Origin of the sequence: uncultured Pseudomonas sp., assembly GCF_913777995.1 — a bacterium.
GTDB lineage: Bacteria > Pseudomonadota > Gammaproteobacteria > Pseudomonadales > Pseudomonadaceae > Aquipseudomonas.
Genome location: NZ_CAJYVE010000013.1, coordinates 77,516 through 96,330, shown reverse-complemented (window position 1 = coordinate 96,330; position 18,815 = coordinate 77,516). Strand labels below are relative to the sequence as shown.

The 18,815-nt window shown below is 64.9% G+C and carries 18 protein-coding genes; 11 read left to right on the top strand and 7 right to left on the bottom strand.

From position 1 onward, the window contains the following. The first annotated feature begins 71 nt into the window (after positions 1-71). Positions 72-1,640 carry a SulP family inorganic anion transporter gene (locus tag QZ497_RS05640; RefSeq protein ID WP_295472012.1) on the top strand — a complete coding sequence of 523 codons (1,569 nt, stop codon included), beginning with the start codon at positions 72-74 and terminating at the stop codon, positions 1,638-1,640. A 9-nt stretch (positions 1,641-1,649) separates the two neighbouring features. On the opposite strand, the gene aroE is transcribed toward QZ497_RS05640, so the two are convergent. Together aroE and hemF are read right to left on the bottom strand one after the other, a co-directional pair. Continuing rightward, complete coding sequence (gene aroE, locus QZ497_RS05635) at positions 1,650-2,474, bottom strand: shikimate dehydrogenase (protein WP_295472010.1); 825 nt, start codon at positions 2,472-2,474, stop codon at positions 1,650-1,652. A 14-nt stretch (positions 2,475-2,488) separates the two neighbouring features. Next, the gene (gene hemF, locus QZ497_RS05630) at positions 2,489-3,412 is read right to left on the bottom strand and encodes an oxygen-dependent coproporphyrinogen oxidase (RefSeq protein WP_295472008.1); all 924 of its coding nucleotides are present in this window, start codon (positions 3,410-3,412) and stop codon (positions 2,489-2,491) included. A gap of 158 nt (positions 3,413-3,570) precedes the next feature. On the opposite strand from hemF, the gene QZ497_RS05625 reads away from it, so the two are divergent. Next, positions 3,571-4,545 (top strand): NADPH:quinone reductase, encoded by a 975-nt coding sequence (locus QZ497_RS05625; RefSeq protein WP_295472006.1) that lies wholly within the window; start codon positions 3,571-3,573, stop codon positions 4,543-4,545. A gap of 48 nt (positions 4,546-4,593) precedes the next feature. Here QZ497_RS05625 and QZ497_RS05620 read toward each other — a convergent pair whose 3' ends face one another. The 3 genes from QZ497_RS05620 to QZ497_RS05610 form a co-directional block, all read right to left on the bottom strand. After that, positions 4,594-5,151, bottom strand: coding sequence for an L-threonylcarbamoyladenylate synthase (locus QZ497_RS05620; protein ID WP_295472004.1), 558 nt, complete (start codon positions 5,149-5,151; stop codon positions 4,594-4,596). A gap of 31 nt (positions 5,152-5,182) precedes the next feature. Next, complete coding sequence (gene dprA / locus QZ497_RS05615) at positions 5,183-6,307, bottom strand: DNA-processing protein DprA (RefSeq protein ID WP_295472003.1); 1,125 nt, start codon at positions 6,305-6,307, stop codon at positions 5,183-5,185. 118 nt (positions 6,308-6,425) lie between these two features. Further along, on the bottom strand, positions 6,426-7,451 hold the full coding sequence (locus QZ497_RS05610; RefSeq protein WP_295472002.1) for a LysM peptidoglycan-binding domain-containing protein: 1,026 nt from the start codon (positions 7,449-7,451) through the stop codon (positions 6,426-6,428). Positions 7,452-7,634: 183 nt separating this feature from the next. On the opposite strand from QZ497_RS05610, the gene def reads away from it, so the two are divergent. From def to QZ497_RS05585, 5 genes are all read left to right on the top strand, one after another. Further along, entirely contained in the window at positions 7,635-8,141 is a 507-nt protein-coding gene (gene def, locus QZ497_RS05605) for a peptide deformylase (protein ID WP_295472001.1), read from the top strand. A 59-nt stretch (positions 8,142-8,200) separates the two neighbouring features. Further along, complete coding sequence (fmt, locus tag QZ497_RS05600; RefSeq protein WP_295472000.1) at positions 8,201-9,145, top strand: methionyl-tRNA formyltransferase; 945 nt, start codon at positions 8,201-8,203, stop codon at positions 9,143-9,145. Continuing rightward, positions 9,142-10,476 (top strand): 16S rRNA (cytosine(967)-C(5))-methyltransferase RsmB, encoded by a 1,335-nt coding sequence (gene rsmB / locus QZ497_RS05595; protein WP_295471998.1) that lies wholly within the window; start codon positions 9,142-9,144, stop codon positions 10,474-10,476. Before fmt ends, rsmB begins: the two co-directional genes overlap by 4 nt. A 61-nt stretch (positions 10,477-10,537) precedes the next feature. Next, positions 10,538-11,911 (top strand): Trk system potassium transporter TrkA, encoded by a 1,374-nt coding sequence (gene trkA, locus QZ497_RS05590; RefSeq protein WP_295471996.1) that lies wholly within the window; start codon positions 10,538-10,540, stop codon positions 11,909-11,911. A 117-nt stretch (positions 11,912-12,028) separates the two neighbouring features. Further along, positions 12,029-12,193 (top strand): hypothetical protein, encoded by a 165-nt coding sequence (locus QZ497_RS05585; protein ID WP_295471994.1) that lies wholly within the window; start codon positions 12,029-12,031, stop codon positions 12,191-12,193. Between the two features lie 357 nt (positions 12,194-12,550). Here the strand turns inward: QZ497_RS05585 and QZ497_RS05580 are convergent, their stop codons facing one another. After that, positions 12,551-13,438 (bottom strand): lysophospholipid acyltransferase, encoded by an 888-nt coding sequence (locus QZ497_RS05580; RefSeq protein WP_295471992.1) that lies wholly within the window; start codon positions 13,436-13,438, stop codon positions 12,551-12,553. 38 nt (positions 13,439-13,476) lie between these two features. Continuing rightward, positions 13,477-14,028 carry a DNA-3-methyladenine glycosylase I gene (locus QZ497_RS05575; RefSeq protein ID WP_295471990.1) on the bottom strand — a complete coding sequence of 184 codons (552 nt, stop codon included), beginning with the start codon at positions 14,026-14,028 and terminating at the stop codon, positions 13,477-13,479. A gap of 81 nt (positions 14,029-14,109) precedes the next feature. Between QZ497_RS05575 and glyQ the strand changes: the two genes are divergently transcribed. From glyQ to QZ497_RS05555, 4 genes are all read left to right on the top strand, one after another. Further along, a complete protein-coding gene (gene glyQ, locus QZ497_RS05570) occupies positions 14,110-15,057 on the top strand; it encodes a glycine--tRNA ligase subunit alpha (RefSeq protein WP_295471988.1) in 948 nt (315 codons plus the stop codon). Continuing rightward, positions 15,054-17,108 (top strand): glycine--tRNA ligase subunit beta, encoded by a 2,055-nt coding sequence (glyS, locus tag QZ497_RS05565; RefSeq protein WP_295471986.1) that lies wholly within the window; start codon positions 15,054-15,056, stop codon positions 17,106-17,108. Before glyQ ends, glyS begins: the two co-directional genes overlap by 4 nt. 9 nt (positions 17,109-17,117) lie before the next feature. Further along, on the top strand, positions 17,118-17,660 hold the full coding sequence (gene gmhB, locus QZ497_RS05560; RefSeq protein ID WP_295471983.1) for a D-glycero-beta-D-manno-heptose 1,7-bisphosphate 7-phosphatase: 543 nt from the start codon (positions 17,118-17,120) through the stop codon (positions 17,658-17,660). 64 nt (positions 17,661-17,724) lie between these two features. Next, entirely contained in the window at positions 17,725-18,495 is a 771-nt protein-coding gene (locus QZ497_RS05555) for a 1-acyl-sn-glycerol-3-phosphate acyltransferase (protein WP_295471981.1), read from the top strand. Positions 18,496-18,815 lie beyond the last annotated feature (320 nt).

Below are 18,815 nucleotides of genomic sequence, written 5' to 3'. Positions count from 1 at the left end.
AAGGCCCTGCCGGCTGCAAGCGAGCGCCCGGCGGTATACCCTGGCGGCAACCTGTCCAAACTGGGGGACCGATGGGTCGGCTCAAACTGCATCGCTATCTGCCGTTTCTCGCCTGGCTGCCATACCAGACCCGCCGTAGCGTCGGCAGCGACGCGCTGGTGGGTCTGAGCGGGGCCATCCTGGCGCTGCCGCAATCCATCGCCTATGCCCTGATCGCCGGCCTGCCGCCGGAGTACGGTCTGTACGCGGCCATCGTGCCGGTGCTGATCGCCTGCCTGTGGGGGTCGTCGTGGCACCTGATCTGCGGCCCCACGGCGGCCATTTCGGTGGTGCTGTACGCCAGCGTCAGCCCGCTGGCAGTGCCCGGCAGCCAGGACTACATCACCCTGATTCTGCTGCTGACCTTCATCGCTGGCGTCTTCCAATGGCTGCTGGGGCTGGTGCGCTTCGGTGCGCTGGTCAATTTCGTGTCTCATTCGGTGGTGGTCGGCTTCACCCTCGGGGCAGCGGTGGTCATCGCCCTGGGGCAAATGCCCAACCTGATGGGACTCGACCTGCCCAGCCAGAACACCGCGCTGGACAGCGTCAAGGCCCTGCTCGGGCATGCCAGCCAATTGGACATCGCCTCCCTGGCACTGGGGTTGCTCACGCTGGGCCTGGGCATCGCCCTGAAGATTCTGGCGCCGCGCTGGCCGGCGCTGCTCATCGCCTTGCTGGGCAGCAGCCTGCTGGTGTGGCTGTGGCCGTCGCTGTTCGGCCATGTAAAACGGGTCACGGCATTCGCCGGGCATCTGCCGCCTTTCAGCCCGCTGCCACTGGATGGAGAAATGATCATTCGCCTGCTGCCCACTGCGGTGGCGGTGGGTATGCTCGGGCTGGTCAACAGCCTGTCGATCGCCCGCTCGCTGTCGGCCCGTTCGCAACAGCTGCTCGACGCCAACCAGGAGGTGCGCGCCCAGGGCCTGTCGAACATGGTCGGAGCGCTGTTTTCCGGGTACCTCTCGGCGGGCTCCTTCACCCGCGCCGCGCTCAGCTACGAAGCCGGCGCCCGCTCACCGCTGGCCGGGGTGTTCTCCGCGCTGTGGGTGGCGCTGTTCGCCATCGCCGGCGCCACGCTGATCGCGCACATTCCGCTGCCCGCCATGGCCGCCTCGATCCTGCTGATCTGCTGGGGCCTGGTGGATCGCAAGGGTATCGCTGCGCTGTTCAGGGTCAGCCGTGCGGAGTTCTTCGTCATGCTGCTGACCTGCGTGGCCACCCTGCTGCTGGAGCTGCAAACGGCGATCTACGCGGGCGTGCTGGCCTCGCTGTTCTTCTACCTCAAGCGCACCTCGCGGCCGCGCATCCAGCAATGGCACGACGGCGACCAGGAGGTTTTGCGCTTTGGCGGTTCGATCTTCTTCGGCGCCAGCCACTACCTGCAGACGCGCCTGCAGCGCGCCACAGGCCGCCAGGTAGTGATCGAAGCGCAGCACATCAACTTCATCGACTACTCCGGCGTGGAGATGCTGCATCAGGAAGCGCGTCGGCTGGCGCAGCAGGGCCGCACGCTGATCCTGCGCCATGCGCGCCCCCATGTGATCGAAGAACTGCAGAAGCTCGAAGGCGTTGAGCACTGCCCAGTGCGCTTCGAGGGCTGATGCGGCGGCTCAGCCTGCCGCCAGCTGGCGGCGCAGTTCGGCCAGTACCGGCGCCGAGTCCGGGCGCACACCGCGCCACAGCTCGAAGGCTTCGGCGGCCTGCTCGACCAGCATGCCCAGGCCGTCCATCGCCTGCAGCGCGCCCTGCTCGGCGGCCCAGCGGCAGAAGGTAGTGGGCTCCTTGGCGTACATCATGTCGTAGCAGAAAGTCATTCCTGGCTGGATCAGGCTCGCGGCGATGGGCGGGCGCTCGCCGGACAGACTCGCCGAGGTGGCGTTGATGATCACCTCTACCGGCTCTTCCAGCCAGTCGAAACCGCTGGCCGACAGCGGGCCGAGGTCGGCGAACTCCTGCACCAGTTGTTCGGCCTTTTCCAGGGTACGGTTGGCAATGGTCACCACCGCCGGGCCTTCGGCGAGCAGCGGTTCCAGTGCACCGCGCACTGCGCCACCGGCGCCCAGCACCAGGATGCGCTTGCCGCGCAGGCTCAGGCCGGCATTGACGGTGAGGTCGCGGACCAGCCCGGCACCGTCGGTGTTGTCGCCCAGCAGCGTGCCGTCGGCCTGTCGGGCCAGGGTATTCACCGCCCCGGCACGCCGCGCGCGTTCGGTCAGCCGATCGGCCAGGGCGAAGGCCTGCTCCTTGAACGGCACCGTCACGTTGGCGCCACGGCCCGTCGCGAAGAATGCCCGGGCGAAGGCCGCAAAGTCGTCCAGCGGCGCCAGCGCGGTGCGGTAGTCCAGGGCCTGGCCGGTCTGCTCGGCGAACAGGCTGTGGATCAGCGGCGACTTGCTGTGGCCGATGGGGTTGCCGAATACAACGTAGTGGTCCATGTGTGGTCCTGAAATCAATCGGTGGCCGCGAGGCCCAGCCAGTCGCGGTCCTGCAGGAAGTAGTCGGTCAGGCGCGCCTCTTCGCTGCCCGGCGCGGCTTTCCAGTCATAACCCCAGCGCACCTGCGGCGGCAGCGACATGAGGATGGATTCGGTACGCCCGCCCGACTGCAGGCCGAACAGCGTGCCGCGGTCGTAGACCAGGTTGAACTCGACGTAGCGGCCCCGGCGGAACTCCTGGAACTCGCGCTGCTGCACCGTGTAGGCCGCCGCCTTGCGGCGCCGCACGATGGGCAGGTAGGCCTCCAGGTAGGCATCGCCGATGGCACGCATGAAGGCGAAACTGGTGTCGAAGTCCCACTGGTTGAGGTCGTCGAAGAACAGCCCGCCGATGCCGCGCGGCTCGTTGCGGTGCTTGAGGTGGAAGTAGCTGTCGCACCAGGCCTTGTAGCGCGGGTAGACATCGGCGCCGAATGGCGCGCAGGCCTGCTCGGCGACCCGGTGCCAGTGGATGCAGTCTTCTTCGACAGCGTAGTAGGGGGTCAGGTCGAAACCGCCGCCGAACCACCAGACCGGCTCTTCGCCTTCTTTCTCGGCAATGAAGAAGCGCACGTTGGCATGCGAGGTGGGCACGTGGGGATTGTGCGGATGAATGACCAGCGACACGCCCAGGGCCTGGAAGCCGCGCCCGGCCAGTTCCGGACGATGAGCGCTGGCCGACGGCGGCAGGCTGCTGCCGAACACATGGGAGAAGTTGACCCCGCCTTTCTCGATCAGGGTGCCGTTCTCGATGACCCGGGTGCGGCCACCGCCACCGGCCTGGCGGGTCCAGGCGTCCTCGATGAACCGGGCGGCACCGTCTTCCTGCTCCAGGGCGGCGCAGATACGGTCCTGCAGGTCGAGCAGGTAGGCTTTGACAGCTTCGGTACGGCTATTCATGCGGCTTCCTCGAAACGCTCCGGAGCCCGGATTGGAAGGGCTGCAGGCAAATGGGCGGCTAGCATAACATCGCCTGCAACGCCTTCGCAGTTGACGTAACGGATGCGAAAGGGTCCGATACAGGCCTGATGTCGATACAGCAATCATGGAGAGAGCACATGGCAAAACGTATCCAGTTCAGCAAGACAGGTGGTCCTGAAGTCCTCGAATACGTCGACTTCGACCCCGCCGAGCCAGGTCCGCAGGAAGTGCGGGTGCGCAATCATGCGATCGGCCTGAACTTCATCGACACCTATTTCCGCAGCGGCCTGTACCCCGCCGAACTGCCCAGCGGGCTGGGCAACGAGGGTGCCGGGGTGGTCGAGGCAGTGGGCAGTGAAGTGAGCCGCTTCAGCGTTGGCGATCGCGTGGCCTACGCCACCGGCCCGCTGGGGGGCTACGGCGAATTCCACGTGCTGCCGGAAACCAACCTGGTGAAGCTACCCGATGCAGTGAGCTTCGGGCAGGCCGCCGCCGTGCTGCTCAAGGGCCTGACCGTGCAGTACCTGCTGCGCCAGACCTACCAGATCAAGCCCAATGAAACCTTCCTGTTCCACGCCGCCGCCGGCGGTGTCGGTTCGCTGGCCTGCCAGTGGGCCAGGGCGCTGGGCGCCAACCTGATCGGCACCGTCAGCTCGGCGGAAAAGGCCGCGCATGCCAAGGCCCTGGGCGCCTGGGAAACCATCGACTACAGCCATGAGGACGTGGCCAGGCGCGTGCTGGAACTGACCGAAGGACGTAAGTGCCCGGTGGTCTACGACAGCGTGGGCAAGGACACCTGGCTGACCTCGCTGGACTGCGTGGCGCCTCGCGGCCTGCTGGTCAGCTTCGGCAACGCCTCGGGGCCGGTGACCGGTGTGCACCTGGGCCTGCTGGCGCAGAAGGGTTCGCTGTACGTGACCCGCCCGACCCTCGGCAGCTACGCCAACAACCCACAGAACCTGCAGGCCATGGCCGACGAGCTGTTCGACATGCTGGTCAGCGGCAAGATCAAGGTCAACGACCTGCAGCAGTACGCGCTCCAGGACGCCGCCCAGGCGCAGACCGAACTGGCTGCGCGGCGCACCACCGGCTCGACCATCCTGGTGCCTTGAACCCGGTCCCGGCCGGGGGATGACCCTGGCCGGCACCTTTGCCGGGGATCAGCCCGGGCGAACCACCTGCCCGGTGGCCACGTCGCGGATCACACTGGGGTTGCGGCGCCCACCCAGGCTGCCACCAAGCACCAGGTCGACTTCACCCCGGAAGTACTGCTCCACCCGCAGCCGCGAGCGCGCCGCAGGCCGGCCGGCGGGGTTGGCGGAAGTGGAAATCAACGGCCCGACCAGCGCGCACAGCTCGCGCACCACCGGATGGTCGGTCACCCGCAGGGCTACGGTATCGTGCTCACCGGTGATCCATTCGGGCAGCAGGTCCTGGTGGGGCACCAGCCAGGTGTTCGGCCCCGGCCAGGTACTGGCCATGCGGTCGATCCACAGCTCGGGAAAGTCCTCGAACAGGAAATCGAACTGGCGGATGTTGTCAGCGACCAGGATCAACCCCTTGTGCACCGGCCGCGACTTGATCGCCAGCAGGCGATACACCGCCTCTTCATCCCACGGGTCGCAACCCAGCCCCCATACCGCCTCGGTTGGATAGGCAATCACCGCACCGGCCCGAACTTCCCGGGCGGCTTGTTGCACGCGCCAACTGCTCACCATGCTGTCTCTCCACTCAATAATGCGCGGCAGTTTAACCCCAGTCGCCGGAAGCGAACCATCGTCCGCCTTCGCAACTGACCCGGCCTTGCAGCTCCAGTTCGGTCAGCTCGCCCAGGACCCTCGACAGCGGCCAGCCCAGGTGCTCGGCAAGGGCCTCGGTGCCTTGTGGCGCGGCCTGCAACAAGGCCAGCAGGGGATGGCGGGAACGCACCGGCCGGGGCGTGGTGACGGCAGCCGCAGCAGGGGCGACACCTTGCCAATGGCGCAGCCCTTCGAGGATATGCTCGACACTTTCTACCAGGGTCGCGCCGTCGCGAATCAATTGGTGACAACCCCGTGCCCCCGGGTGGTGGATGGAGCCGGGCATGGCATACACCTCACGCCCTTGCTCGGCCGCCAGGCGGGCAGTGATCAGCGAGCCGCTGCGCACGCTGGCCTCCACCACCAGCACCGCCAGCGACAGCCCGCTGATGATCCGGTTACGACGCGGAAAGTTGTTCGACTGCGCCGCAGTATCCAGCGGAAACTCGGAAATCACCGCGCTGCCTTGCTCAGCCATGCGTCTGGCCAGCGCCAGATGCCGCTGTGGATAAAAATTTTCCAACCCCGTGCCCAGCACGCCAATGGTCGCCCCGCCAGCCTCCAGAGCGCCCTCATGAGCCGCACCGTCGACACCCAGTGCCAGGCCGCTGGTAATCACCAGACCTGCCGCCGCCAGACTGCGCGCAAAGGCCCCGGCCGTCTGCAAGGCCGGCCTGGAAGCGCGGCGGCTGCCGACCATCGCCAGCTGGGGCCGCTCGAGCAATGCCGGGTCGCCGAGGATGAACAACAGCGGCGGTGGGTCGGCGATTTCCGCCAGCAGGGCAGGGTAGCCAGGGCTGTCCCACGCCAGTAAATGCTGGCCCGGACGCTCCAACCAGGCCAGCGCAGCACTGGCGCCGTCACGCACCGAAGGGTCGCGCCGTGACTCGGCGCTGACGGTGGAAAGCTGCAAGGCACGCCAGGCGCTGGCCGGTGCACTGAGGGCCGCACTGGCCGAACCGAAGGCTTCGATGAGACGCTTGAAACGGGCGGGACCGAGTTCAGGAAGGCGGTGCAGACGCAACCGCGCTTCCAGTTCGGCGGGTGAAATCGAATGATTTTCGAGCAATGGCATGCGGATCATCCTTGATCGGCGAGGTCAGCCAGAGCCATGACAACCTGTGGATAACTCTGTTGACAACGCTGTGATAAGTGAACGGTCCGTGTTCACCCGCACTGGCCTTTACATCGCGTCAGGGGTTACGGACCTTGTCCATGATCGCCAGCGAGCGATTGGCATGCAGGACCAAGCCGTAACTGAGCTTTTCATAAGTGCGGAACACCATCAGCATGCCAGCCCGCTCGTCGGGAATCTTCACCTGCTCGCCGGTCACGCGGTCGCGGACGTGCTCGCCGGTCTTGTAGATGGCCAGCACGCTGCCCTCCTGCAGACCGTCGCGGCGGCCCTTGTTCAGCGTGACCACGTCGTTCACGCCGATCTGCGTGACACCGCGCGGTACATCGAGAATCAGGCCATCGATGGGCGCGGCAGGCGCCGCCGGCAGGAAGGTCGAGGTGATCGGCCGCTCCTCGCTGGCGAACAGGCGGTCGCCCAGGCGCACCTCCTGGGTCGAGCGCTGCAGCACCAGGGTGGACACGTCGCCCTCGCTGGCCACTACCTCGCCACCGCCGATATCGTCGGCGTTGATGCCCAACACTTCGCCGCTTTGCGGGTCGGTGTAGATCTTGCCCTGACGGAAGATGCCGTACATGGTGTGCGCAGCGTCCAGCTGGCCGCGCACGTAGATCCGGTCGCCTCGACCGCTGAGCACCCGCTCGGCATTGCCGGCCACCACATAGGGTGCGTCCTGGAACTGCTCGGCGTTCTCGACGATACGGTTGCTGATCAGAAAGGCGTTGATGGCGCCCAGCGGGATGCTCGGAATGGCTTCCACGGTGGGTGTGCTGCGTACATGCGGAGAAAGCTTCACGGTGCCCCGCGACTCGCCGCGGCTGAGCACCACCTGGGGCTGGCCGTCGACGTAGCTCAGGGTCAGGGTGTCGCCGGGGTAGATCAGGTCCGGGTCCTTGACCGACGGGTTGGCGCGCCAGATTTCCTTCCAGCGCCAAGGCTCACGCAGGAACTTGCCGGAAATGTCCCAGAGCGTGTCGCCGGCGACCACGGTGTAGCGTTGCGGATGGCCCTCCCTGAGCTGCACTTGCGCCTGCACCAGGCCACTGGCCGTCAACAGCAGCAGGGCGAGTAGTGTTTTCCTCATTCGGTGAATCCCTTTATCATGTGGCATCGCTTGACCGGAAAACGGCTTGCAACTCGCACTTGGGCGCCCGCCTACAGCCGCTTTCGAATCGTCCTACAGCTTCGTGTCAGGCCCAGCGTGCAGACAGCGCGGCGCGCCAGGCGAAGGTCCTGACTTTACCCTATCAGTGCAGCACTTACGTATATGGCCATCTTAGACATTCTCGAATTTCCCGATCCGCGCCTGCGCACCATCGCCAAGCCGGTGACGGTCGTGGACGACGCCCTCCGCCAGCTGGTCGACGACATGTTCGAAACCATGTACGAAGCACCGGGCATCGGGCTGGCGGCCACCCAGGTCAACGTGCACAAGCGCGTAGTGGTCATGGACCTCAGCGAAGACCGCAGCGAGCCTCGGGTCTTCATCAACCCGGAGCTGGAAACCCTGAGCGAGGACATGGGCCAGTACCAGGAAGGCTGCCTGTCGGTGCCCGGTTTCTACGAGAACGTCGACCGCCCGCTGCGCGTCCGGGTCAAGGCCCTGGACCGCGACGGCCAGCCCTACGAGCTGATCGCCGAAGGTCTGCTGGCGGTGTGCATCCAGCATGAGTGCGATCACCTCAACGGCAAGCTGTTCGTCGACTACCTGTCCACGCTCAAGCGCGACCGCATCAAGAAGAAACTGGAAAAGCAGCACAAGCAGAAAGCCTGATTCCGCTGCAAGCAAAGGCCCGCGAAGGGGCCTTTTGTTTTTTATCGACCGAGAAGCCCATGACCGAGCCACTGCGCATCGTTTTCGCCGGCACCCCCGAATTCGCCGCTGAACACCTCAAGGCCCTGCTGGACAGCCCCTACCAGATCGTCGCCGTGTACACCCAGCCAGATCGCCCGGCCGGGCGTGGGCAAAAGCTCATGCCCAGCCCGGTCAAGCAACTGGCCGTACAGCACGATCTGCCGGTGTTGCAGCCGCCAACCCTGCGCGACGCCGATGCCCAGGCCGAACTGGCCGCCCTCAAGCCCGACCTGATGGTGGTGGTCGCCTATGGCCTGATCCTGCCGCAGGTGGTGCTGGACATCCCGCGCCTGGGTTGCATCAACAGCCATGCCTCGCTGCTGCCGCGCTGGCGCGGTGCGGCGCCGATCCAGCGCGCGGTGCAGGCCGGCGACGCCGAGAGCGGGGTGACGGTGATGCGCATGGAAGCCGGGCTGGACACCGGCCCGATGCTGCTCAAGGCGGTCACGCCGATCAGCGCCACCGACACTGGCGGCAGCCTGCACGACCGCCTCGCCGAACTGGGCCCTTCCGCCGTACTGGAAGCCATCGCCGGCCTGGCCGACGGTTCGCTGCAAGGTGAAGTCCAGGACGACGCCCTGGCCACCTACGCCCACAAGCTCAACAAGGACGAAGCGCGCCTGGACTGGAGCCGCCCGGCTGTCGAGCTGGAGCGCCTGATCCGCGCCTTCAACCCCTGGCCGATCTGCCACAGCACCCTGGGCGCAGAGGCGCTCAAGGTACTCGGTGCGCAACTGGCCGAAGGGCGGGGCGAACCTGGCACCATCCTCGAGGCCAGCAAGGACGGCCTGCTGGTCGCCTGTGGTGAACAGGCCCTGCGCCTGACCCGCCTGCAACTGCCCGGCGGCAAACCGCTGAACTTCGCCGACCTGTTCAACAGCCGCCGCGACAAGTTCGCCACCGGTACGGTGCTGGGCCAATGAATCCGCGTCTCGCCGCCGCCCGGGCGCTGGCCGCCGTATTGAGCGGCAAGGCCTCGCTGAATGGCTCGTTGCCAGGGCAGTTGGAAAAGGTCGAGCCACGCGACCGCGGCCTGACCCAGGAACTGGCGTTCGGTGCCGCGCGCTGGCAACCGCGGCTCGCCGCCTTGGCTGCCAAGCTGTTGCAGAAGCCCTTCAAGGCGGCCGATGCCGACGTCGAGGCACTGCTGCTGATCGGCCTGTACCAGTTGTTCTACAGCCGTATTCCGGCGCATGCCGCCATCGGCGAAACCGTCGGCTGCGCCGACAAGCTCAAGAAGCCCTGGGCCAAGGGCCTGCTCAACGCTGTGCTGCGCCGCGCCCAGCGCGAAGGCGAAGCGCTGCTGAGCGAGCTGGAGCACGACCCGGTGGTGCGCACCGCCCATCCGCGCTGGCTGCAGAAGGCCCTCAAGGCCGCCTGGCCGGAGCATTGGGAGGCCATCTGCGCGGCCAACAATGCCCACCCGCCGATGATCCTGCGGGTCAACCGCCGCCACCACTCGCGTGACGCCTACCTGGGGTTGCTGAACGAGGCGGGTATCGCAGCCAGCGCCTGCACGTTCAGCCAGGACGGCATCCTCCTGGCCGAAGCCCAGGATGTGCGCGAACTGCCGGGCTTCGCCGAAGGCTGGATCAGCGTGCAGGACGAGGCCGCGCAGCTGGCGGCCGAGTTGCTCGACCTTGCGCCAGGCCAGCGTGTGCTGGACGCCTGTTGCGCGCCAGGCGGCAAGACCTGCCACCTGCTCGAAGTGCAGCCCGGGCTGGCCGGTGTGCTGGGCGTGGACCTGGAAGCCAAGCGCCTGGTGCGCGTGCGCGAGAACCTCGAACGCCTGGGCCTGCAGGCCGAGCTGATCGCCGCCGATGGCCGGGATACCGCGCAGTGGTGGGACGGCAAGCCGTTCCAGCGCATCCTGCTCGACGCGCCATGCTCGGCCACCGGGGTGATCCGCCGTCACCCGGACATCAAGCTGGCCCGCCAGGCCGAGGACATCCCGGCCCTAGCCAGCCTGCAGGGCGAGCTGCTTGATGCACTGTGGCCGACCCTGGAAGTCGGCGGCATTCTGCTATATGCCACCTGCTCGACGCTGCCGACCGAGAACACCGAGGTGATCGAGGCATTCCTGGCGCGTACGCCAGGCGCCCGTGAACTGGACATCGCCGGCCAGCAGGGCGGCCCGGCCGCCGGTATCCGCCAGCCGCACGGTCGCCAGTTGCTGGCCCAGGAAGGTGGGCACGACGGTTTCTACTACGCCAAACTGATCAAGATCGCCGCCAGTCGCGCGCCCGCCGCGTAACAACGGCTTGGATGCCTTCCCGAGGCGGCCAAGGCCGATCCGGATTTTCAGGAGTACAGGGTTGAAGATCATCATCCTCGGCGCAGGGCAGGTCGGCGGTACGCTGGCCGAACACCTGGCCAGCGAAGCCAACGACATTACCGTGGTCGACACCGACGGCGACCGTCTGCGCGACCTGGGCGACCGTCTGGACATCCGCACCGTGCAGGGCAAGGGCTCGTTTCCTACCGTGCTGCGCCAGGCCGGCGCCGACGATGCCGACATGCTGGTGGCGGTGACCAACAGCGACGAGGCCAATATGGTTGCCTGCCAGGTGGCCTACACGCTTTTCCACACCCCGACCAAGATCGCCCGGGTGCGTGAGTCTGCCTACCTGACCCGCGCCGAGCTGTTCGACAACGAAGCCATCCCGGTCGACGTACTGATCAGCCCCGAGCAGGTGGTCACCCACTACATCAAGCGCCTGATCGAACTGCCCGGTGCGCTGCAGGTCATCGACTTCGGCGAAGGCAAGGCACAGCTGGTGGCCACCCGCGCCTACTACGGCGGGCCGCTGGTGGGCCAGCAACTGCGCCAGCTCAAGGCGCACATGCCCAACGTCGACACCCGCGTCGCAGCGATCTTCCGCCGCGACCGGCCGATTCTGCCCAAGGGCGACACGGTGATCGAGGCCGACGACGAAGTATTCTTCATCGCTGCCAAGGCGCACATTCGCCAGGTCATGGGCGAGATGCGGCGGCTCGATGAAAACTACAAGCGCATCGTCATCGCCGGCGGTGGCAACATCGGCGAACGCCTGGCTGAGGCCATCGAGAGCCGCTACCAGGTGAAGATCATCGAGATGAACCCGGCGCGCTGTCGCTACCTGTCGGAGAACCTCGACAGTACCGTAGTGCTGCAGGGCAGTTCGTCCGACCGCGACCTGCTGATGGAAGAGAACATCGGCGACACCGACCTGTTCCTGGCCCTGACCAACGACGACGAAGCCAACATCATGTCTTCGCTGCTGGCCAAGCGCATGGGTGCGCGCAAGGTCATGACCCTGATCAACAACCCGGCCTATGTCGACCTGGTGCAAGGCGGCGAGATCGACATCGCCGTCAGCCCGCAACTGGCGACCATCGGCACCCTGCTGGCCCACGTGCGCCGCGGCGACGTGGTCAGCGTGCACTCGCTGCGCCGCGGTGCGGCCGAAGCCATCGAGCTGGTCGCCCATGGCGACGCCCGCTCCAGCAAGGTGATCGGTCGCGCCATCAAGGACATCAACCTGCCCAACGGCACCACCATCGGCGCGATCATCCGCGACGAAGAAGTGCTCATCGCCCACGACAGCACGGTGATCGAGTCAGGCGACCACGTCATCATGTTCCTGGTGGACAAGAAGTACATCCGCGATGCAGAGCGGCTGTTTCAGGTAGGGCTGAGCTTTTTCTGACCGTATGGGCAATGAGGCCTCAAAGCCGGAAATTTCGCACGAAAAGAGCAGAGACGTCCGGGTCACCTGACCTGTTAAGGTTCACGGCAGTTTTCCCGTTGGTAAGCAGGTACTGCCATGAAGACAGGTTTCAAGACGATGCGGCTGGTGCTTTCCGGTGCGTTGCTGGGCGTGGCTGCCGCCAATGCCTTCCTGGCCGTTGACCTCTCCGGTGAGATCGTTGCCGGCGTTGTGGGTGCGGGCGGTGCGCTGGCATTGCTGAAGGCGACGGCGGTCGCCTGAATGCTCAGCGTTTACAGCTACACCTTGGCGTTCGAGGCGATAACGCTATTGCTGGCGGTGGCATGCGTAGGCGTCAACGCTTTTCAGCAGTGGGCCCACAGGCGCAGAGTCAGAACGGGTGATCTGGTAATGGCTCTTCTGAACGGTGCTTCGATCTTTCCGTTCTGCGCCATGTTCGGGGCGGTTTTCTCTGCTGATCTTCTCCAGGCAGCCCTCTCGTCAACGCTTTCACTCGCCTTGGCGGGGTCCGTCGGTCTTCTCTTCGTACTAGGAGAGGTGTGCGCCCCATCCAGCCTTAAAAGAAGCGGCGAACACCCATAGTGCCGGCCTGCAGCACTCGACAGGCCAACGGGTGAATCAATACCAGCGCGCCTCTCCCGGCGGGCGTTTCTTGAAGCGTTTCATGCTCCACATGTACTGGCTGGGGTTGGCACGCACGTACTTTTCCACCACCTGGCTCATCGCGGCCGCCGAGGTTTCGGTGTCGGTGCTGTACATGGCTTCGGGGGCGGCTTCCAGTATCACCTTGTAGCCCGAGCCGTCGGGCAGGCGGATGGCGTGCAGGAATACACCGACCGCCTTGCCGCCGGCGAGCATGTTGGGCACGAACTTGCTGGTCAGCGCCACGGTGCCGCAGAAGGGCACGAAGATACCTGCCGACTCGGCCGGCTCGGGATCGGCAGGAATGCCTACCTGGCCGCCCTTGCGCACTTCCTTGATGACGCTGAGGATGCCTTCCTTGGTCGACGGCGCCACGCGATTGCCCAGTTGCACGCGCTGCTTGCGCAGCAGTTCATCCACCGCCTTGAGCTTGGGCGGGCGATAGAAAATGATCGGTTTGCACTGGCTGCAGTAGAAGTGGTTGAGCACTTCCCAGTTACCCAGGTGGCTGGTAATGCCGACCACGCCCTTGCCCGAGGCCAGCGCCTGCTGCAGCACTTCGAGGCCTTCGACCTCGCGCACCAGGTCGATGGATTTCTGCGCAGGCCAGATCCATGCGCAGGCGCTTTCGGTGAGGGTCTTGCCGATGTCCATCAGGCTGCGCCCGACCAGCCGTTCGCGCTCAGCCTCGCTCAGTTCCGGGAAGCACTTGGCGAGGTTGATGCGCACCACCTCGCGAGAACGGTTGGGCAGCTTCCACATCAGCCAGCCGATGGCCGAGCCGGTGGCCTGTACGGCGCGCCAGGGCAGCATGGCGAACAGGCGCAACGCCCCGACCATCAGGGCGCCTTTGAATTTTTCCACGAATCACATCCTCATGTTCAGGGCGGGCATTGTACCTGTCAGGCGCTGAGCTGCGGATAGCGATCACAGTCGGTGGTGTGATCCATGACCATGCCGCTGGCCTGCATGAAGGCGTAGCAGATGGTCGGCCCGACGAAGGTGAAGCCGGCCTTCTTCAAGGACTTGCTCATGGCCTGGGCCTCGGGGGTGATCGCCGGTACTTCGCTGCGATCCTTGAAATGGTTGATCTTCGGCTCACCGCCGACGAACGACCAGAGCAGGCCGACCGGGTCGGGCAGCGCCAGCCAGGCCCGCGCGTTGGTGCGCACGGCGTTGAGCTTGAGGCGGTTGCGGATAATCGAGGCGTCCTGCATGAGCGCCTCGATCTCGTCATCGGTGAGGCACGCGAGGCGCTCGGCATCGAAGCCGAACAGCACTTCGCGGTAGCGGGCCCGGCGCTTGAGGATGGTGATCCACGACAGCCCGGCCTGGAACCCTTCGAGCAACAGCAACTCGAAGAGCCTCTGCGCATCCCTCAACGGGACACCCCATTCCTCGTCGTGATAGGCGATGTAGAGTGGATCGTCATTGCACCAAAAGCAGCGAGTCATATGGCTCCCACGGGGTCGATGCGCGGCCGAATCGGGTATACTCCCGCTCTTTCGAATCACAGCCCAGCACAGGTGAATTTTGTGAGCCAGCCTACGCCAGCCGTGCGTACCTTCCAAGACTTGATCCTCGCCCTCCAGCAATACTGGGCCGATCAAGGTTGTGTGGTGCTTCAGCCCTACGATATGGAAGTAGGCGCCGGCACTTTCCACACCGCCACGTTTCTGCGCGCCGTAGGCCCGGAAACCTGGAACGCCGCCTATGTCCAGCCAAGCCGCCGCCCCACCGACGGCCGTTATGGCGAGAACCCCAACCGCCTGCAGCACTACTACCAGTTCCAGGTGGTGCTCAAGCCCAACCCCGACAACTTCCAGGAGCTGTACCTGGGCTCGCTCAAACACATCGGCCTGGATCCGCTGGTGCATGACGTGCGCTTCGTCGAGGACAACTGGGAATCGCCAACCCTGGGCGCCTGGGGCCTGGGCTGGGAAATCTGGCTCAACGGCATGGAAGTCTCGCAGTTCACCTACTTCCAGCAGGTCGGTGGCATCGAGTGCTACCCGGTGACCGGCGAAATCACCTATGGCCTGGAGCGCCTGGCCATGTACCAGCAGGGCGTCGATTCGGTCTACGACCTGGTCTGGGCCGACGGCCCGTTCGGCACCGTGACCTATGGCGACGTGTTCCACCAGAACGAAGTGGAGCAGTCGACCTACAACTTCGAACACGCCAGCGTCGACAAGCTGTTCGAGCTGTTCGATTTCTACGAGGGCGAAGCCCAGCGCCTGATCGGCCTGGAGCTGCCGCTGCCAAGCTACGAGATGGTGCTCAAGGCCTCGCACACCTTCAACCTGCTCGATGCGCGCCGGGCGATCTCGGTCACCGCACGCCAGCAGTACATCCTGCGCGTGCGTACCCTGGCCCGCGCCGTGGCCCAGGCCTACCTGCAATCGCGGGCCAAGCTGGGCTTCCCGATGGCAACCCCTGATCTACGCGACGAAGTACTGGCCAAGCTGGAGGCTGCACAATGAGTGCTCAAGATTTTCTGGTCGAACTGGGCACCGAAGAACTGCCACCCAAGACCCTCAGCACCCTGGCCGACGCCTTCCTGGCCGGTATCGAGAAAGGCCTGCAGAGCGCCGGCCTGACCTACAGCGCCAGCCAGGTCTATGCGGCGCCACGCCGTCTGGCCGTGCTGGTCACCGGCCTGGCCACCCAGCAGCCGGACCGCAGCGTCAACCTCGACGGTCCGCCACGCCAGGCAGCCTTCGACGCCGAAGGCAATCCGACCCAGGCAGCCCTGGGCTTCGCCAAGAAATGCGGTGTGGAGCTGGCCGAAATCGACCAGAGCGGCCCCAAACTGCGCTACGTGCAGAACATTCCGGGCAAGCCGACCACCTCGCTGCTGCCGACCATCGTCGAAGATTCGCTCAACGACCTGCCGATCGCCAAGCGCATGCGCTGGGCCGCGCGCAAGGAAGAGTTCGTGCGCCCGACCCAGTGGCTGGTGATGCTGTTCGGTGACCAGGTCGTCGATTGCACCATCCTGGCCCAGAAGGCCGGCCGTCACTCCCGCGGTCACCGCTTCCATCACCCTGAAGACGTGCGTATCAGCTCGCCGACCAGCTATGTCACCGATCTGCGCGCCGCCAGTGTGCTGGCCGACTTCAACGAGCGCCGGCTGATCATCAGCAAGCGTGTCGAAGAACTGGCCGCCCAGCAGCAAGGCACCGCCATCGTGCCGCCAGCGCTGCTCGACGAAGTGACCGGCCTGGTTGAATGGCCCGTGCCGCTGGTCTGCTCCTTCGAGGAACGCTTCCTGGATGTACCGCAGGAAGCCCTGATCACCACCATGCAGGACAACCAGAAGTACTTCTGCCTGCTGGACGCCGACGGCAAGCTGCTGCCACGCTTCATCACCGTCGCCAACATCGAGAGCAAGGACCCGGCGCAGATCATCGCTGGTAACGAAAAGGTCGTGCGCCCACGCCTGACCGACGCCGAGTTCTTCTTCAAGCAAGACAAGAAGCAGAAACTCGAAACCTTCAACGAGCGGCTGAAGAACGTCGTGTTCCAGGCCCAGTTGGGTAGCGTGTTCGACAAGGCCGAGCGGGTTTCCAAGCTGGCCGCCTTCATCGCCCCGCGCATCGGCGGTGACGCCCAGCGTGCCGCGCGTGCCGGCATCCTGTCCAAGTGCGACCTGTCCACCGAGATGGTCGGCGAGTTCCCGGAAATGCAGGGCATTGCCGGTTACTACTACGCCAAGGCCGACGGCGAGGCACAAGACGTGGCCCTGGCGCTGAACGAGCAGTACATGCCGCGCGGCGCTGGCGCTGAGCTGCCTTCGACCCTGACCGGTTCGGCTGTGGCCATTGCCGACAAGCTCGACACCCTGGTGGGTATCTTTGGCATCGGCATGCTGCCCACCGGCAGCAAGGATCCTTACGCACTGCGTCGTGCAGCCCTGGGCATCCTGCGTATCCTGATCGAGAAGCAGCTCGACCTCGACCTGATCGAGACGGTGAAATTCGCCGTCAACCAGTTCGGTGCCAAGGTCAAGGCCGCCGGTCTGGCCGAGCAGGTGCTGGAGTTCATCTTCGACCGCCTGCGTGCGCGCTACGAAGACGAAGGCATCGAAGTGGCCGTGTACCTCTCGGTGCGCGCCCTGCAACCAGGCTCGGCGCTGGATTTCGACCAGCGTGTGCAAGCCGTCCAGGCATTCCGCAAACTGCCTCAGGCCGCTGCCCTGGCCGCCGTGAACAAGCGCGTGTCGAACCTGCTGAGCAAGGCCGAAGGCAATATCGCCCAAAGCGTCGAGCCCAAGTACTTCGACAATGCCAACGAGTTCTCCCTGTACTCGGCCATCCAACAGGCCGACCACGCCGTGCAGCCACTGGCCGCCGAGCGCAAGTACAGCGAGTCGCTGGCCCGCCTGGCGAGCCTGCGCGAGCCGGTGGACGCCTTCTTCGAGGCGGTGATGGTCAACGCCGAAGACGCCAACGTACGCGCCAACCGCTACGCGCTGCTGGCGCGCCTGCGTGGCCTGTTCCTGGGTGTGGCCGATATCTCGCTGCTGGGTTGAGGAGCGTCTGTGAAACTGCTGATTCTCGATCGTGACGGGGTGATAAACCATGACTCCGACGCCTACATCAAGTCGGTAGAGGAGTGGGTGCCCATCCCCGGTTCGATCGAGGCTATCGCGGCACTGAGCAAGGCTGGCTGGACGGTGGCGGTCGCCACCAACCAGTCCGGCATTGCCCGGGGTTACTACGACCTCGCCACTCTGGACGCCATGCATGCGCAGCTGCGCAGCCTGGTCCAGGCACAAGGCGGGGAAGTGGGCCTGATCGTCTATTGCCCGCATGGCCCGGATGCCGGTTGCGAGTGCCGCAAGCCCTTGCCTGGCATGTTGCACGATATCGCCCGGCATTACGCAGCAGACCTCAAAGGCGTATGGTTCGTGGGTGACAGCAAGGGCGACCTGCAGGCGGCGCTGGCTGCCGAAGCGCAGCCCGTGTTGGTGCTGACCGGCAAGGGGCACCGCACACTGGAGGGTGGGATGCCGGCCGGCACGCGTGTGTTCGACGACCTGGCAAGCGTGGCCAGAGAACTTATCCACAACAGTGCTCGCTGAGGCCGGCCCGGCCGCTTCCAAAGCACATGCAAAGATGGGCAGAGGCCCTTAGGTACCAGTCAGCATGTCGATCATCAAAACCCTCAGGACCATCCTCTTCTATCTGTGCCTGAGCAGCAGCGCCTTCGTATGGTGCATGCTGAGCTTCCTGGTCGCGCCGTTCCTCGGCTTCAAGGCGCGCTACCGTTTCATCAACGTCTACTGGTGCCGCTTCGCGATCCTGCTGACGCGGCTCATCCTGAACATTCAGGTGAAGGTCACCGGTGCGGAAAACATTCCCAAGACGCCCTGTGTGATCGTTTCCAATCACCAGAGCACCTGGGAAACCTTTTTCCTGTCCGCCTATTTCGAGCCCTTGAGCCAGGTGCTCAAGCGCGAACTGCTGTACGTGCCGTTCTTTGGTTGGGCCATGGCCATGCTGCGCCCCATCGCCATCGACCGTGACAACCCCAAGGCCGCCCTGAAAGAGATTGCCCGCCGTGGCGATCAACTGCTCAAGGATGGCGTCTGGGTACTGATTTTTCCTGAGGGTACTCGCGTGCCCTATGGCAAGATCGGCAAGTTCTCCCGTGGCGGTGCCGCGCTGGCGGTGAACGCCAACCTGCCGGTACTGCCGATCGCTCACAACGCCGGAAAATTCTGGCCGCGTGAAGGCTGGGGCAAAACCCCCGGCACCATCGAGTTGGTAATCGGTGAACCGATGTACGCCGAGGGTGCAGGCCCCCGCGCCATCGCTGAACTCAACGACCGAGCACAGGCCTGGAACGAAGCGACCCAGCGCGCCATGGGCTCCGCCGCTGCACCGGTGACGGGCGAGGAAAAAGTGCCTGCCTGATTTGTGGATAACCTGTGCACCAATTCTGAACAATGCGTTTTTAATCCATCTATCTTGCTGATTTCATTACTTATTTCAGCAGGCAATGAAAACCCTCAAAACGTGAATAAGTTTTTTGCATGATTAGAACCGGCTTCCCTTGAAGCCGGTTTTTTTATGCCGGTCGTATACCTTCAGCGCAGGATCTACGCATGGGACAGGTACGTTCAATGACCAGCCGCTCTGAAGGTTGAGTCCGACACTCCAGCTACGGATCTAGCCGCTGTGGCTGCCGAATAGGCTGCCCAGTGACAGAAGAGGGTTCACTGTTTCACGTGGAA